This is a genomic window from Alteromonas sp. ABH4_454, assembly GCF_056311775.1.
Genome location: NZ_CM149972.1, coordinates 626,604 through 641,124 on the forward strand (window position 1 = coordinate 626,604; position 14,521 = coordinate 641,124).

Here is a 14,521-nt window from a genome sequence, read left to right on the forward strand (position 1 = left end):
ATACCGGCTAGAAATATTTATTCGCGCAAAGCCAGCTTTCTCTGCTTTCTTAGGCTTCTCAGCCTTCCCAGAGCGCTCAGCCTACGGGGTCTTTGTGGTGCTTTATCTTTCTGCTGTAACCATAAGAAGCTAGCCACAATACACAGCCCCCTAATGGAATCACCCAAAATGCCGTGGTAAGCGGTACAAAGTTAGCCCAAAGCCCGGTAGAAAAAGAAGCGACCTGCACCCCGGTAGAATTGCCGATAATCGCAATGCCAGAAAGCACAGGGCCGTTGTCGCTGTCGATATTCATTGCCGCAGACAGCGCAAGCGGGAATAGCCCACCTAGTCCTAAACCTAGCAATAAATTCCCCGCGCCTATGCCATAGAAAGTTGGCATCAGCTTAAGCACAAAGACACCAGCAAGGGAAGCGGTAGCCATAAGCACTATCATGCGATGGAGTGACACAAAGCGAAGCAGAAATGGAAAGGTCAGGCGACTTATAACCATACCTGCGGTAAAGCATGCGAGTAGATTACGCGACTGTTCACCGCTAAAGCCTAAGCCGTTTTGCGCATAGCTCACAAACCAGTTAGCGTTACCAAACTCTACCGCGCCATAGCCAAATGTGAGTAAGGCTAGAAATATAAAAACAGGCTGTTTGATGATGGTACCAAATGCCAAGGTTTTCTTAGGCTGTTTTGGCTGACCTTTGAGAACTTTTGCCTGCGACCGCGCAGCGATATAGGTATAGCACGATAGAATGATCATCACGCCAGCCACTACTTGAATAGGCAATCGCCAGTTTTGTTCAATAAGATATAACAGTGTTACAAAAAACGACGCAGCAAACGTACCTAAGCTGAACATAAAGTCCATTAAGCCCATCATAGTAAAGCGCTTTTCAGCGTACATCCGCGCGATTAGTGTGTGACCTATGGTAAAGATCGTTGAGCTTACCACCCCAATCAAAACAGCTAACACCAGAAACCATTGCCAAGATGACAGTACTGAGACTAAAAGCAGAAGCCCCGTATTCATGCTAAACAGGGTCGCTAATAGCGGCATGTACTCGAAGCGACTGGCGTATTTACCGCCAATCACCGCGCCCAACATCATGCCTACCGAAAACAGCGAGAACAAAGCACCACTGACGACCTCAGACATATTCAGGTCGGCGGCGATATCAGGTAGAAGTATTCCCCATAAAAGAAATAACTTACCAATTAAGAAAAAACCGGCAAAAATAACAATGGTCGCGGGCAGTCGGCTCATTTAGGCTCCACAGTTGATATCAGTTGGGAAACAGCGGATGTAGTTGTAAGGGCACAATCTAGGTAGCGCCCTTAACTTAGAAAGTGTGCCCTTGGGAAAACTGCCTAGTAAGACAGATCAGGGCCCTTTCTTATCTCATGAGCACAACTTACATTATCGCATGATCACAACTTCAACAGACTGCTGATAGTCGCAGTTAAATGCAAGCGAAAGCGTTTTCCCTTTTTTATCCCATACTACTGGTACGCTATGGCCATCTATTAAAACACGCGAAGGTTTTTGGCTAAAGCCATGCACCATGTAGGTGATGTTGCGCTGCTTCGGCATACCGATATAGCTACCGTCACTGCCAAGAGAAAGGGTTAACTCAGCGTTATCATCAACTGACGAGCGTAGCTGTAAACTAGTGTACAAACCTTTTTCAACAGACGCTGGATTCTTACCGTCATCTTCGTAATAGGTGTAAGAAGATGAAGCTACAGAGTTGTCGTGCCAGTAATGTATCTCTAGCTCACGGGCATTAAACTGCTCTGTACGATCAAGCCCTTTTGACATGGGCATAAAGCTGCCTGCTTTAACCCATACAGGGAAGTTTTCTTTAGTTAACGGGTAATCTACCGTTTGCCCGCCTTGGTATTTGGTGTTTGAGAAAAAGTCGAACCAAACGCCTTTTGGAAGAGTTGTCGGCCATTGGGTCTGGTCAGGGCTAGTCACGGGTGAGACCAACAGCGCGTCGCCCCATAAATAGCTGTCGGCGTTCTCAAACCAATCGCTTTCACTATACTCCATGGCCAAGGGGCGCATTAGCGGCGTACCGTTCAGTGCATTTTCAAATGCCAATGAATAATTGTACGGCAGCATGTCGTAACGAAGCTGAATGAACTTGCGCGTAATAGACTTCACGGGGTCGGCATGAAAAACAGGCTCTGGGGCAATATTATCCTGTGCATGAGGCCTAAATACCGGCGAAAAAGTACCGAACTGAAGCCATCTTGTATAAAGCTCGGCATCAAAGGTTTCGCCTCCGGCAAACCCACCTAAGTCAGAATGGGTATACGCCATTCCAAAAACACTCATTTGAAGTGCCAACTCTACCTGTGGCTTAAGCCCGCCCCAGCTTCGGCTAACGTCGCCCGTCCACGGCACCATTCCATAACGTTGGCTGCCCAAAAAGCCTGAACGCATGAGCACGAACGGGCGCGTATCAGGTTGAAGCTCGGTTAAATTGTTATACACGGTTTTCGCCCACTGGTGGCCATAGGCATTGTGCACTTCTGCGCCGCTTACTTTTTTCGACTGCCACATGTGCTGTATATCATCAGGGTGTACTTCAGGCTCGCCCAGGTCGCCCCACCAGCCCGCAACGCCCTGTGCAGCGAGCTTTTCATAATACTGCCAAAACCAATCTTGACCCGCTTCACTGAACACATCAACAAGGCCAGTATTGCCAAAATAAAAATCGAAGGTATACGGCGCACCGTTATCGTTTTGTGCAAGAGCATTATTGGCAACGGCGCTTTCCCATTGTTTTGATGTGGTAAGAATAAAAGGCTCTGTTATAAGCACGGTTTTTACATCTTGAGCGCGTAGCTCGCTAATCATTTTTTCAGGTTCTGGGAACGTGGTTGTGTCCCAGCTTAAGTTCCCCATATGCCCTTTAATGTCTTTGCCAAACCAATATAAATCAAGCACTACGGCATCAACGGGAATATCTTGCGTGTTAAAGGCATCGACAACATCCATCACTTCATTTTGTGATTTATAGCCAAAGCGAGAAGCAAAGTTACCTAACAACCAACGCGGTGGAAGCGGCTGCTTTCCCGTTACTGCTACAGTAGACGTTACCGTATCTTCTAGGTTTTCACCCAACACCATGATGTAGCTGGCGCGCCCACCTTGCGCCTTAAATAGCAACTCGTCGCTGTTCGTTTTGCCAATATCTAGCTCGCCAGAAGCGGTGTTATCAAACAATACGCTGTAATTTTTTGACGACATCACAGCCGACAAGCCAAAGTACATCTGGTTTGAAGAGGTGGTGTAACCATAGTGTGCTTTGTTATATAGCGGCATGCTATGACCACGACGGTCCATTCCTAAAACGCGCTGACCGCCACCATAAAGTTTTTCGTTTTCATCAAGCGCAAACGACAGGCTGACGCCATTATCAGAAATGTTTAGCCCATCTTGTTCTTTTGCTATTACTTTGCCGTTTACCGAGTAACTGATAACGTGCGTTAATTTATCGACATGTGCAGAAATATTGTTGAATTTTAACGTAAGCGTTGTTGCGGTTTCTTCTAGCTCAACATCGCCTGCGATATTTTTTGTAACAGCACTCGTGGCTTCCTCAGGAAGTGCCATAGAAGGTAGGATTGCGTAGGGCGCACCTTTGCCATCGGTAAGATAGGTTACCTGAAAACTGTTGTTACGCAGCGCCTTTATCTTAAAATCATTAGTATCCGTATCAATGGTAAGCGTTGCGTTTTCAAGTGTTGCTGTTTGAACTTCCGCTAGCGTACTTGCCGAAAAGAGTGCAAAACCCGCACATGCCAGTGATACACACAGTTGCCTGTCTATCATACTTAAAACCTTTTTTATGCTTCGATGCGAAGCGCGCTTAATTAAAGCCTACTTGTGTACGGTGAATGATAGCTAGTGCATTACTCAACTTAAATAAACATACGTATTCATAATGTTAAATTTGTTAACAACAATTGCTTTATTAATGATTATCTCTTTGGCTCACTTACTGATATAAAAAGGTGTATAAACAGGGAGTCTATTAATCATTGGAGAATACTTCGTTATGCCTTATGCGCCGATGCCAACCTTTCCTAATAAAGTTAATCTAAAGCGAAATGAATGATGCGATGGATTTTATTTGGTGTCATTACATCTTTATTTGGGTTTTATTGCTTTGTCAGATTATTTCAGCCTAGCGCAATTATTCATGTTGGAGATAATAACGTCGCTTTAGCGACAGTATTTATTGACTCCAGTTGGGACATCCAACAATCGGGATTTTATCGCGAAGAGTTATTTCAGGTTGTCAGTAAACATAACCTCCCACAAGGCGTTGTGTATTTACATGTCCCAGTTATTTATGATGCTCAAAACAAATTAACTCCACCACCAAACAACAAACAAAGAGAGATTCGTATTTTTGATACTTCGCTGCTTATCGAAACTGCTCCTCTAGATCCATTTGGCGTGCCCTACACCCTAAGACTTATCTCTATTGATAAACAGAAATACTGGATAAGAGATAGTCATATGGACAGCGCACTTTTTCAGTACAAGGCCGACATCAACTTTACTCCAGTATCCACAAATTGGTTTAGCTCAATGCTCTAATATTAAAGGAGCCATTAAAGCAGCTTAGTTCTCGAAAGCCTAATAATACCAATCCGCATAAAAAAGCCCGCAACACGGTGCGGGCAAAACATCAATCACGTTGAGTGTGATGAACGTTGGGAAGGGGCGAACCGAGTATTAGTTACCCGGCCCGGCTTTAACGATAGCGTCGCTAACGTCATATTTTTCAAAGTTCTGTTTAAAGTCGTTAACTAAGTTAGCGGCGTATTCGTTGTACTTCTCTTTGTCAGCCCATGTGTTTTGAGGCACAAGCAAATTGCTGTCTACACCGTCTATTGCCACTGGCACATCTAGGTTTAACGCGTCAATGTGCTGAGTTTCCACATCAGCCAAATTGCCCGATACAATCGCATCGATGATGGCGCGCGTAGTAGGGATATCAAAACGGCTACCTGTGCCGTAAGGACCGCCTGTCCAACCGGTATTAACCAAGTAAACCTTAGCACCAAACGCTTTCACGCGCTTAATCAGTAGTTCTGCATACACGCCTGCTGGACGTGGGAAGAAAGGCGCACCAAAACAAGTTGAGAAGGTTGATTCAATATCGCTAGTAGAGCCAATTTCAGTAGAGCCTACTTTCGCTGTGTAACCGCTTAGGAAGTGATACGCCGCAGCTTCTTCAGTTAGCACAGAAACCGGAGGCAATACGCCACTTACGTCACAGGTCAAAAATACGACCGAGCGAGGTTCTCCACCACGGTTTTCAGCAACGCGCTTTTCAATGTGTGAAAGTGGGTAGGCCGCACGTGAGTTTTGGGTTAACGATGTGTCGGTATAATCTGGCGTGCGCGTTTCATCAAGCACTACGTTTTCTAGGATGGTACCAAACTTAATCGCATTCCAAATGACTGGCTCGTTCTTTTGAGAAAGATCGATACACTTAGCGTAACAACCGCCTTCGATATTAAATACGCTACCTGGTGCCCAGCCGTGCTCGTCATCACCAATCAAGAAACGCTTAGGGTCAGCTGAGAGCGTAGTTTTACCAGTACCTGAAAGGCCAAAGAACAAGGTCACATCGCCTTCTTCACCCACATTGGCTGAGCAGTGCATAGGTAGTACATCTTTTGCTGGAAGCAGGAAGTTTTGCACTGAGAACATGGCTTTTTTCATTTCACCCGCGTAACGCATGCCCGCAAGCAATACGCGTTTTTTCGCGAAGTTGATGATAACTGTGCCGTCGCTGTTTGTGCCGTCACGCTCTGGCTCACAGGTGAAACCAGGTACGTTTAAGATTTGCCAAGGCTGGTCACCTTTCACATTCCACTGCTGTGGAATAATAAATAGATTACGAGCAAACACGTGCTGCCAAGCAGTTTGCGTTCTTACCTCAAGAGATAAAGCATGTTCAGGGTCAGAGCCTACTTGAAGGTGTGAAAGAAAGTGTTCTTGGGTAGAAAGATAAGCTTCTACTCTATCCCACAGTGCATCGAATTTGTCGGCGTCAAAAGGCTTGTTAACCTTGCCCCAATCGATGTCGTTTTCGGTAGTTGGCTCTTTCACAATAAACCGGTCGTTTGGAGAACGACCGGTACGTTTGCCGGTTTCAACGACAAGCGCGCCGTTTTTGTCTAATACACCTTCTCCGCGCAATACGGCGCGTTCGATGAGCTCTGCATTTGGCAGGTCGATAAGTGGCGTTACTTTCAGTTCCGTTTGAATTGAGGCTGCTGCGGTCATGGCTGTTACCCTATATGTAATTTTTCAAAAGCACTTTCAAAAAAGTATCACCTCTTTGAGTGTAATGTAAACAAGGCCTTTAGAGCATTTATAAAACGCATACTCACTATTTAGAACATACTAATTTCATAAATATTGCAAATTAATTACAAGGAAAGCCTTTACCTTGGATATAAATGCAAAAATAGGGATTAGAAAACCTATATTGATCGATGAATTTCAAAATAAAAAATTAAATTTTTTTTGAAACAGCGAGTGAAAACTTTCACTGAAACAGAAATAAAAGGAAAGTGGGACTGTGGAGAAAAGTTAAACACTTACTACTGGGCATTTTTTGACCACAAGTGAAGTGTTGAGCGAATGAATTGAGATATACTGCGAGGTGTTCTGAAATAAAAAAGCACCTTCGAAAGAAGGTGCTTTAACACAGAAGTAAACAAGTAGTTACTGATTAGAAGAAGGAGCGTCGAAGTTGCCGCTGTGAATAGCTTCAACGTCTATACTGTCAAAGCGGTATTCTGCATGGCAGTACTGACAGTTCATTTTGATCGCGCCTTCTTCCGCAATAATTGCGTGAAGTTCAGACTTCTCTACATGACGAAGTGCTTCTGCACTGCGCTCTTTTGAGCAAGAACACGCAAACGATACGTCTTTTGCTGGGTACATTTCCACATCTTCTTGGTGATAAAGACGGTATAAAATGTCCTCAACAGGCAAAGAGAACATCTCTTCTTTGGTCAATGTTTCGGTAATTTTTGAGATGTGAGCAAATTCATTGGCCTGCGACACGTCAGTTGCGCTTGCATCGGTAGGTAGTACTTGCAACAACACGCCCGACGCTTTCGCATTTTTAGGGTCGCTCATGTCTGTCATTAGGTGCACGCTGGTTGCAAGCTTGCTCTGACTGAGCAAAGTAGCCTTCAATACATTCAGCAAGAGACGGTTTATCCAAAGCTACTACACCTTGATAACGCTCGCCTTCATCTGGTGTGATAGTAATAACCAGTACGGCCTGCGACAATAGCTCAGAAAAGGTATCTGGCAGCGTTTCCAGTGTTTCATCCCAGCGCGCCACACCGCGAAGCGTTTGCTCATGTGTGGCATTTAATACCGCGTAACTTACTGGCCCTTTACTTTGAATTTGCAGTGAAATTTCACCTTTAAATTTAAGCGTTGCCGTTAAAAGTGACGTCGCCGCTGCCATTTCACTTAGCAAGGCTTGAATTTGCACTGGGTATTCATAGCTGTGCACTATGTTTTTTAAGCTTTCATCTAGACGAACCAACTCGCCTCGAACGTTAGCTTGGGTGAATAGGAAGCGGTGTAATTTATCGAAATCGCTCATAAATGATCCTGTTGAGCAGCACACTATTGCTGCTTAAATTTAATAATCTGTCGTCGCTGCTTTTTATCAGGTCTATGATCTGGTTTAGGACTGTGAAACGCGCTCATTTTTCGTGCGGCTTGGTTTTCTTCACGTTTTGTTACACTTTCAGCCGTTTCTTCAAAAAGCGCCTGCGCTAAAGGTGCACTTAAACGCTTATCACTTAAGCCTAGCACCTTTATTTCACGAATATCCCATCCTGCGGGAACTTTAATCATGGCACCAAGCTCTACATGCTTACCAGGTTTGGCTCGTTGCCCGTTGTACTGGACCTTTCCCGACTGCACCATATCTCTAGCGATGGCGCGAGTCTTAAAGAACCTTGCAGCCCATAGCCACTTGTCCAGCCTAACATTTTGTGGTGTATTGTTACTTTCCGATTGGCTCATGTAATAATTTCGTAATGGTGCGGCTTTAGTGTTTGACCCTCACCTTTACTAGGCTATTATGGGTTTGCTAAAGCGCGGTTAACCAAAAATTCACTATATTATAATAAAGCAGTACCATTAGTGGCAGCATGACATTCAATAAACCCAATCCACAATCTCTGGTTGTTTATCTAAGCCAGCATCAAAAACAGCTACATACCATAGTAGTGGTTCTGCTTAGCCTGTATTTAATTGCATTTGCTGCCAAACTTGTGTGGCGAATTATACCTGAACCTCAACTATCTGCGACACCCACAGTAAGCCGAACTCCGGTTATTTCATCGTCATCAGGCAAAAGTGGGGTCAACATAGCGAAAATACAACAGCTGAATTTATTTGGTAATGCGGCAGCTAAACCTGCTGAACCCGTTGCCGAAGTAACCGACGCCCCTGAAACCCGTTTGAATCTAACTTTAACGGGTGTAGTAGCAAGTTCGGAACAAGAAGCTGGTACGGCGATTATTGAAAATCGTGGAAGCCAAGCGGTATATGGTTTAGGCGACAAAATCGAAGGCACCAATGCCACGTTGCAAAAGGTGTATAACGACCGCGTCATTATTAAAAACGGGGTAAGAAACGAAACCCTGATGCTAGACGGCATTGACTACGACGAAGCTAATCGTCGCCGTGAAATGCAGGCAAGAAATCGCCCTGAGCCAGAAGATGAATTAGAAGAAGATACCGTCGAGCTTAGCGATGAAGCATTAGAGGCAACTGCGGCACTTCGTGAACGGCCTGCTAGCTTTACAGATTTTATTTCGATATCGCCAAAAACCGAGGAAGGCCAGCTTATTGGTTACCAGGTTAGTCCTGGGAAAGAACCTGAATTATTCAAATCGGCCGGGCTTCAGGCTGGCGATGTTATTACACAAATTAACGGGCTAGACCTTACCGACTTGCAACAATCGCAAGAGGCTTTGTCTGAGCTACGCAATGCACAGAATATAGAATTAACGATTATTCGAGATGGCAGTTTAACCACGCTCTACTTAGATTTACCCGAGGCGTAACAACAACTAAAACGGTAACGGCTCGCTTTTTACTAGTAAGCGTTTGTGTAGAGGTCAGCACGTAACTGACAAGCAATTCAGCCATCGACATGTTAGGAAATGAAGGAAGTTAGAATGAAAAGGCGCACTAGCCATAAACTATTATCTCGCTTAGGCACAGCTATGTGTACGGCGCTTCTGTGTTTCTCGGTGACTGCCGCTGAATACATGCCTAATTTCAAAGATACTGACATCAATGAATTCATTAATATTGTTGGCAAAAATCTTGAGCGCACCATTATTGTCGACCCGAACGTACGCGGCAAAATTAGCGTGCGCAGTTACGACATGCTTAATGAAGATCAGTATTATCAATTTTTCCTAAATGTACTCCAAGTTTACGACTTTGCTGTAGTTGAAATGCCAAGCGGCATCTTAAAAGTTGTACGCTCTAAAGACGCGAAAACTTCTAATATTCCAGTAGTGGAAGGCGCGCAACAAGACGGCGATGAGTTTATTACCCGCGTAGTGCCTGTTTATAACGTACCGGTACGTGAACTGGCTCCTATTTTACGTCAGCTAAATGACCAAGCAGGTGGCGGTAACGTAGTAAGCCACGATCCATCAAACGTAATGATGCTAACCGGCCGCGCTGCGGTAGTGAATCGACTAGTAGAGATTATCGAGCGCGTAGACCGCGCGGGTGACGAAGAAGTAGAGATTGTTAAGCTTCGCTACGCGTCAGCCTCTGAGATGGTACGTATTATTGAAAGTATCAACAAATCACAAGGCAAAGCGAATACTGGAGCTAAATCTGAACCTCGCGTTGTAGCAGACGATAGAACGAACTCTGTGATCGTAAGTGGCGACGTTAAAGCACGTCAGCGTCTTATTAACCTTATTCAGCGCATGGACCAAGAACTTGAGTCCAATGGCAACACTCGCGTATTGTTCCTAAACTACGCAAAAGCAGAAGATTTAGTTAAGGTACTTCAAGGCGTATCGGCCAGTATTCAAGCTGAAGAGCAAGGCAGCGGCACCACGTCACGCCGAGCGAGTTCAAACCGCGAAATCAGTATTGACGCACATGAAGACTCTAACGCTATCGTAATCACCGCAGAGCCGGATATGATGCGCTCGCTTGAGGAAGTGGTGCGACAGCTAGATATTCGCCGTGCGCAGGTACAAGTTGAAGCTATTATCGTAGAAGTGTTTGAAGGCGATGGCACAACGCTAGGTGTACAATGGGTTTCAGAACAAGGTGGCGGCACGCAATTTAGCAACGGTGTAGTTCCTGTAGGTTCATTAGCCGTAGCCCTTAAGCAAGCAGAAGATGATACAGACACTGAAGCCTATGTTACCGACGACGGTGAAGTGGTAACTGTTACTACCACCGATGAAGGCGACTATACTTCACTAGCCAGCCTTTTAGGTGGTGCTAATGGACTGATTGCCGGTGTTATCGAAAATGGCTGGGGCGCTGTTGTCCAAGCGGTAAGCACTGACACCAATTCTAATATTCTTGCCACACCTCACCTAACCACTATGGACAATGAAGAAGCCTTTTTCATTGTAGGTCAGGAAGTACCGATTATTACCGGTACTACAACGGGCGCGAACAACTCTAACCCGTTCCAAACGGTCGACCGTCAAGAAGTGGGGATCAAACTTAAAGTAACGCCGCAAATTAACGAAGGCGATGCAGTTCAATTACTTATTGAACAAGAAGTGTCGAGCGTAAGCGGTGCAACCTCGGTAGATATCTCGATTAACAAGCGTGAAATTAAAACCACAGTAATCGTTGATGATGGCGGTACTATCGTACTAGGTGGATTGATTGATGAAGACGTACAAGAAAGTGTGTCTAAAGTGCCACTTTTAGGCGATATCCCTATTCTTGGTCACCTTTTCAAAACCACATCGACCAGCAAGCGTAAGCGTAATCTAATGGTATTTTTGAAACCTACGATTGTTCGTGATGGCGCTACTATGAACTCAATCAGTCATCGTAAATACAACTATATTCGAGCGCTACAGCTTAAGCGTCAGCAAGAGGGTGTGTCTTTAATGCCATCGGCTGAAACGCCGAGCATGCCTGAGTGGAACGATGCACTAGCCCTACCACCTTCATTTGAAGAGTACCTTTCAGAGAAAGAGAAGCAGAAAGAAGGTAACGAGTAGTATGGCGGATGAACAACTTACTCAAGCACTAGAGGCGCAAGAAGAAGCCCTAGAAGCCATGGGTGAAGAGGCCGGTTTACCTGAAGAAGAGGCTGGCCCCAAGCAGTTATCGTTTAGTTTTGCAAAGCGCAACCAGGTGCTGCTTGAAACCAACGAAACGCCAGCTGTTCTGTATTTTACAGAAAATACGCCATTTGACGTATTTGCCGAAGTTAGGCGGTTTTATGGGGAACCGTTTGTACCTAAAACTATCCCTGCTGACGAGTTTGAAAACCTATTAACGAGTGCGTTTCAGCGCGATAGTTCTGCAGCTAAACAGCTAATGGAAGACCTTGGCAATGAAAGCGACTTGTTCGCCCTTGCCGAAGACTTGCCTGACACTGAAGACTTATTAGACAGTGAAGATGATGCGCCTATCATCAAGCTTATCAACGCTATGTTAGGCGAAGCGATAAAAGAAGGTGCGTCGGATATTCACATCGAAACCTTTGAGAATCAGCTTGTTGTTCGCTTTCGCGTAGACGGTGTATTGCGGGAAATTTTGCGTCCTAACCGCAAACTTTCATCCATGTTGGTTTCGCGTATTAAAGTTATGGCGAAGTTAGACATCGCCGAAAAACGTGTGCCTCAGGATGGTCGTATTACGCTTCGCATCGCCGGTCGCGCTGTTGATGTTCGTGTTTCTACCATGCCATCAAGTCATGGCGAACGTGTGGTGCTGCGTCTACTCGATAAAAACAATGCTCGTTTGAATCTAGAAGATTTGGGCATGACGCTTCAAAACCGAAACCATTTTTCGTCCCTTATCAGAAAGCCTCACGGCATTATTTTGGTTACAGGCCCAACAGGTTCTGGTAAAAGTACCACGCTGTACGCCGGGTTAACTGAAATAAACTCGCGAGACAGAAACATATTAACGGTTGAAGATCCTATCGAGTTTGATCTGCCAGGTATCGGACAAACACAGGTTAACCCTCGTGTGGATATGACCTTTGCCCGCGGGCTTCGCGCTATTTTGCGTCAAGATCCTGATGTAGTCATGGTGGGTGAGATCCGCGACATCGAAACCGCACAAATTGCCGTTCAAGCCAGTTTAACTGGTCACTTGGTACTGTCTACACTGCATACCAATACTGCAGCAGGCGCCATTACCCGTTTAGAAGACATGGGAATTGAGCCATTTTTGCTGTCTTCGAGCTTATTGGCCGTATTGTCACAGCGACTGGTACGTACCCTGTGCTCAGATTGTAAAAAGCCCCATACGCCAGACGCTTCTGAGCTTGAAGTACTAGGGCAGAGCGCAACGAGCGACACCACTATCTATAAGCCGCACGGCTGCGCAGCGTGTAATCAAACTGGTTACCGTGGCCGTACCGGCATTCACGAGCTGTTATTAGTTGATGAAAAAGTGCGTGAAATGATGCACGAAGGTGTGGGCGAACAAGCCATTGAACGTTATATCAGAACCTCGACCCCAAGCATCCGTGAAGACGGCTGCAGCAAGGTGCTAGCTGGAGAAACTTCTCTTGAAGAAGTGCTTCGAGTAACGAGGGAAGACTAAATGGCGGCATTCGCTTATAAAGCGGTTAATGCCCGCGGTAAAAATACAAATGGGGTGCTTGAAGGCGATAATGCCCGTCAGGTACGCCAACAACTCCGTGAAAAAGGTTTAATTCCGTTAGAAGTAGAGCAAGTTGCAGAGCGGTCTCAAAGCGAAGGCAAAGGGCTTTCTTTTTCACTGTTTAAGCCACGTATTTCAGCATCGGATCTAGCGCTTCTTACACGCCAAATGGCAACGCTTGTAGAATCAGCACTTCCTGTTGAAGAAGCACTACTCGCTGTCGCCGAACAGTGTGAAAAAACCCGCCAGAAGAACATGATGATGGCGGTACGCAGTAAAGTGGTAGAAGGTCACGGTCTTGCAGACGCGCTTGCACAATTTCCTAGTGTGTTTGACGAACTATACCGCGCAATGGTTGCAGCTGGTGAAAAATCCGGTCACCTTGATACCGTGCTTAACCGACTGGCCGATTACACAGAGCGCAGGCAGCAAACCCGCAGCCAAATTACTCAAGCGATGATTTACCCATCGTTAATGCTGTTCTTTGCAATGGGTATCGTATTACTGCTGTTAACCGTAGTAGTGCCAAAAATTGTTGGCCAGTTTGACCATATGGGGCAAGACCTGCCGGGCATAACACAGTTTCTTATTTCCGTAAGTACATGGCTTCAGAACTACGGTTTATTTATGCTAATTGGCATAGGCGTACTTATTGTTATTATTCAGCGAGTGCTACAGCAAAAACACATGAAGCTGCGCTATCACAGAGCACTTTTAACCCTGCCTTTAATAGGCAAAGTTTCTAGAGGCTTAAATACCGCCCGATTTGCTCGTACCTTAAGTATATTGAGTGCCAGCGCAGTGCCGCTACTCGAAGCTATGCGGATTTCAGGCGATGTACTGGAAAACCAGCATATTAAAAATCAAGTAGCCGATGCGGCAGTCAACGTTAAAGAAGGCTCCAGCTTGCGCGCCGCGCTAGATAACACGAAAATGTTTCCACCAATGATGATGCACATGATTGCATCAGGTGAAAAGTCTGGCGAGCTACAGCAAATGCTGGCTCGCGCAGCAGATAATCAAGATAGGGAATTTGAAGCGCTTATTGGTGTCTCACTTAAGGTATTTGAACCCTTACTTATTGTATCTATGGCAGGCATTGTTCTGTTTATCGTTATGGCAATATTGCAACCAATTTTAGCATTGAACAACATGGTGAATATTTAATGAAAACACTTAATCGCAGTTCTGGTTTCAGTTTGATTGAAGTCATGGTCGTACTTCTAATCATCGGTATTATGGCCTCAATGGTTGCACCACAAATTTTGGGTAACCAAGAGGAAGCGCAGCTTAAAAAGGCCGCGGTAGACATTCAGCAGATGGAAAGTGCGCTTGAAATGTACAAGCTACGTAACAACCGCTTCCCAACTACTGAACAAGGTCTTGACGCGCTAGTGACAGCCCCGACTATCGACCCAATCCCACGCAACTACCCAGAAGGCGGCTTTATTAAACGTCTACCTGAAGACCCATGGGGCAATCCATATGCGTTAATTAGTCCAGGAGAGCTTGGTGTAGTAGATATTTTCTCTAATGGTCCAGACGGCGAACCGGGTACTGATGATGACATTGGTAACTGGAACATTAACGAATACCTGAACTAAC

General features: G+C 45.4%; 10 protein-coding genes and 1 pseudogene. 6 read left to right on the forward strand and 5 right to left on the reverse strand.

Features of this window, described 5'->3' with window-relative positions; genetic code table 11:
• Positions 1-76: 76 nt before the first annotated feature.
• Positions 77-1,258: an MFS transporter gene (locus ACYX4W_RS02750; protein WP_476074609.1), complete on the reverse strand. Its 1,182-nt coding sequence runs from the start codon at positions 1,256-1,258 to the stop codon at positions 77-79.
• Between the two features lie 153 nt (positions 1,259-1,411).
• The gene (locus tag ACYX4W_RS02755; RefSeq protein WP_476074610.1) at positions 1,412-3,838 is read right to left on the reverse strand and encodes a glycoside hydrolase family 31 protein; all 2,427 of its coding nucleotides are present in this window, start codon (positions 3,836-3,838) and stop codon (positions 1,412-1,414) included.
• A 282-nt stretch (positions 3,839-4,120) separates the two neighbouring features.
• Between ACYX4W_RS02755 and ACYX4W_RS02760 the strand changes: the two genes are divergently transcribed.
• Positions 4,121-4,612 (forward strand): hypothetical protein, encoded by a 492-nt coding sequence (locus ACYX4W_RS02760; protein ID WP_476074611.1) that lies wholly within the window; start codon positions 4,121-4,123, stop codon positions 4,610-4,612.
• Between the two features lie 138 nt (positions 4,613-4,750).
• On the opposite strand, the gene ACYX4W_RS02765 is transcribed toward ACYX4W_RS02760, so the two are convergent.
• From ACYX4W_RS02765 to hslR, 3 genes and pseudogenes are all read right to left on the reverse strand, one after another.
• Complete coding sequence (locus tag ACYX4W_RS02765; protein WP_476074612.1) at positions 4,751-6,313, reverse strand: phosphoenolpyruvate carboxykinase; 1,563 nt, start codon at positions 6,311-6,313, stop codon at positions 4,751-4,753.
• Positions 6,314-6,757: 444 nt separating this feature from the next.
• Positions 6,758-7,658, reverse strand: a pseudogene (gene hslO / locus ACYX4W_RS02770) (Hsp33 family molecular chaperone HslO).
• Positions 7,659-7,681: 23 nt separating this feature from the next.
• The gene (gene hslR / locus ACYX4W_RS02775; protein ID WP_179984995.1) at positions 7,682-8,086 is read right to left on the reverse strand and encodes a ribosome-associated heat shock protein Hsp15; all 405 of its coding nucleotides are present in this window, start codon (positions 8,084-8,086) and stop codon (positions 7,682-7,684) included.
• Positions 8,087-8,214: 128 nt separating this feature from the next.
• Here hslR and gspC point away from each other — a divergent pair, with 128 nt between their 5' ends.
• From gspC to gspG, 5 genes are all read left to right on the forward strand, one after another.
• Positions 8,215-9,135: a type II secretion system protein GspC gene (gene gspC, locus ACYX4W_RS02780; RefSeq protein ID WP_476074613.1), complete on the forward strand. Its 921-nt coding sequence runs from the start codon at positions 8,215-8,217 to the stop codon at positions 9,133-9,135.
• A 114-nt stretch (positions 9,136-9,249) separates the two neighbouring features.
• Positions 9,250-11,295 carry a type II secretion system secretin GspD gene (gene gspD, locus ACYX4W_RS02785; protein WP_179984997.1) on the forward strand — a complete coding sequence of 682 codons (2,046 nt, stop codon included), beginning with the start codon at positions 9,250-9,252 and terminating at the stop codon, positions 11,293-11,295.
• A gap of 1 nt (position 11,296) precedes the next feature.
• Entirely contained in the window at positions 11,297-12,856 is a 1,560-nt protein-coding gene (gene gspE, locus ACYX4W_RS02790; RefSeq protein WP_474829101.1) for a type II secretion system ATPase GspE, read from the forward strand.
• Entirely contained in the window at positions 12,857-14,083 is a 1,227-nt protein-coding gene (gene gspF / locus ACYX4W_RS02795; protein ID WP_476074614.1) for a type II secretion system inner membrane protein GspF, read from the forward strand.
• Positions 14,083-14,520 carry a type II secretion system major pseudopilin GspG gene (gene gspG, locus ACYX4W_RS02800; protein WP_012520130.1) on the forward strand — a complete coding sequence of 146 codons (438 nt, stop codon included), beginning with the start codon at positions 14,083-14,085 and terminating at the stop codon, positions 14,518-14,520. Before gspF ends, gspG begins: the two co-directional genes overlap by 1 nt.
• The last annotated feature ends 1 nt before the right edge of the window (position 14,521 follow it).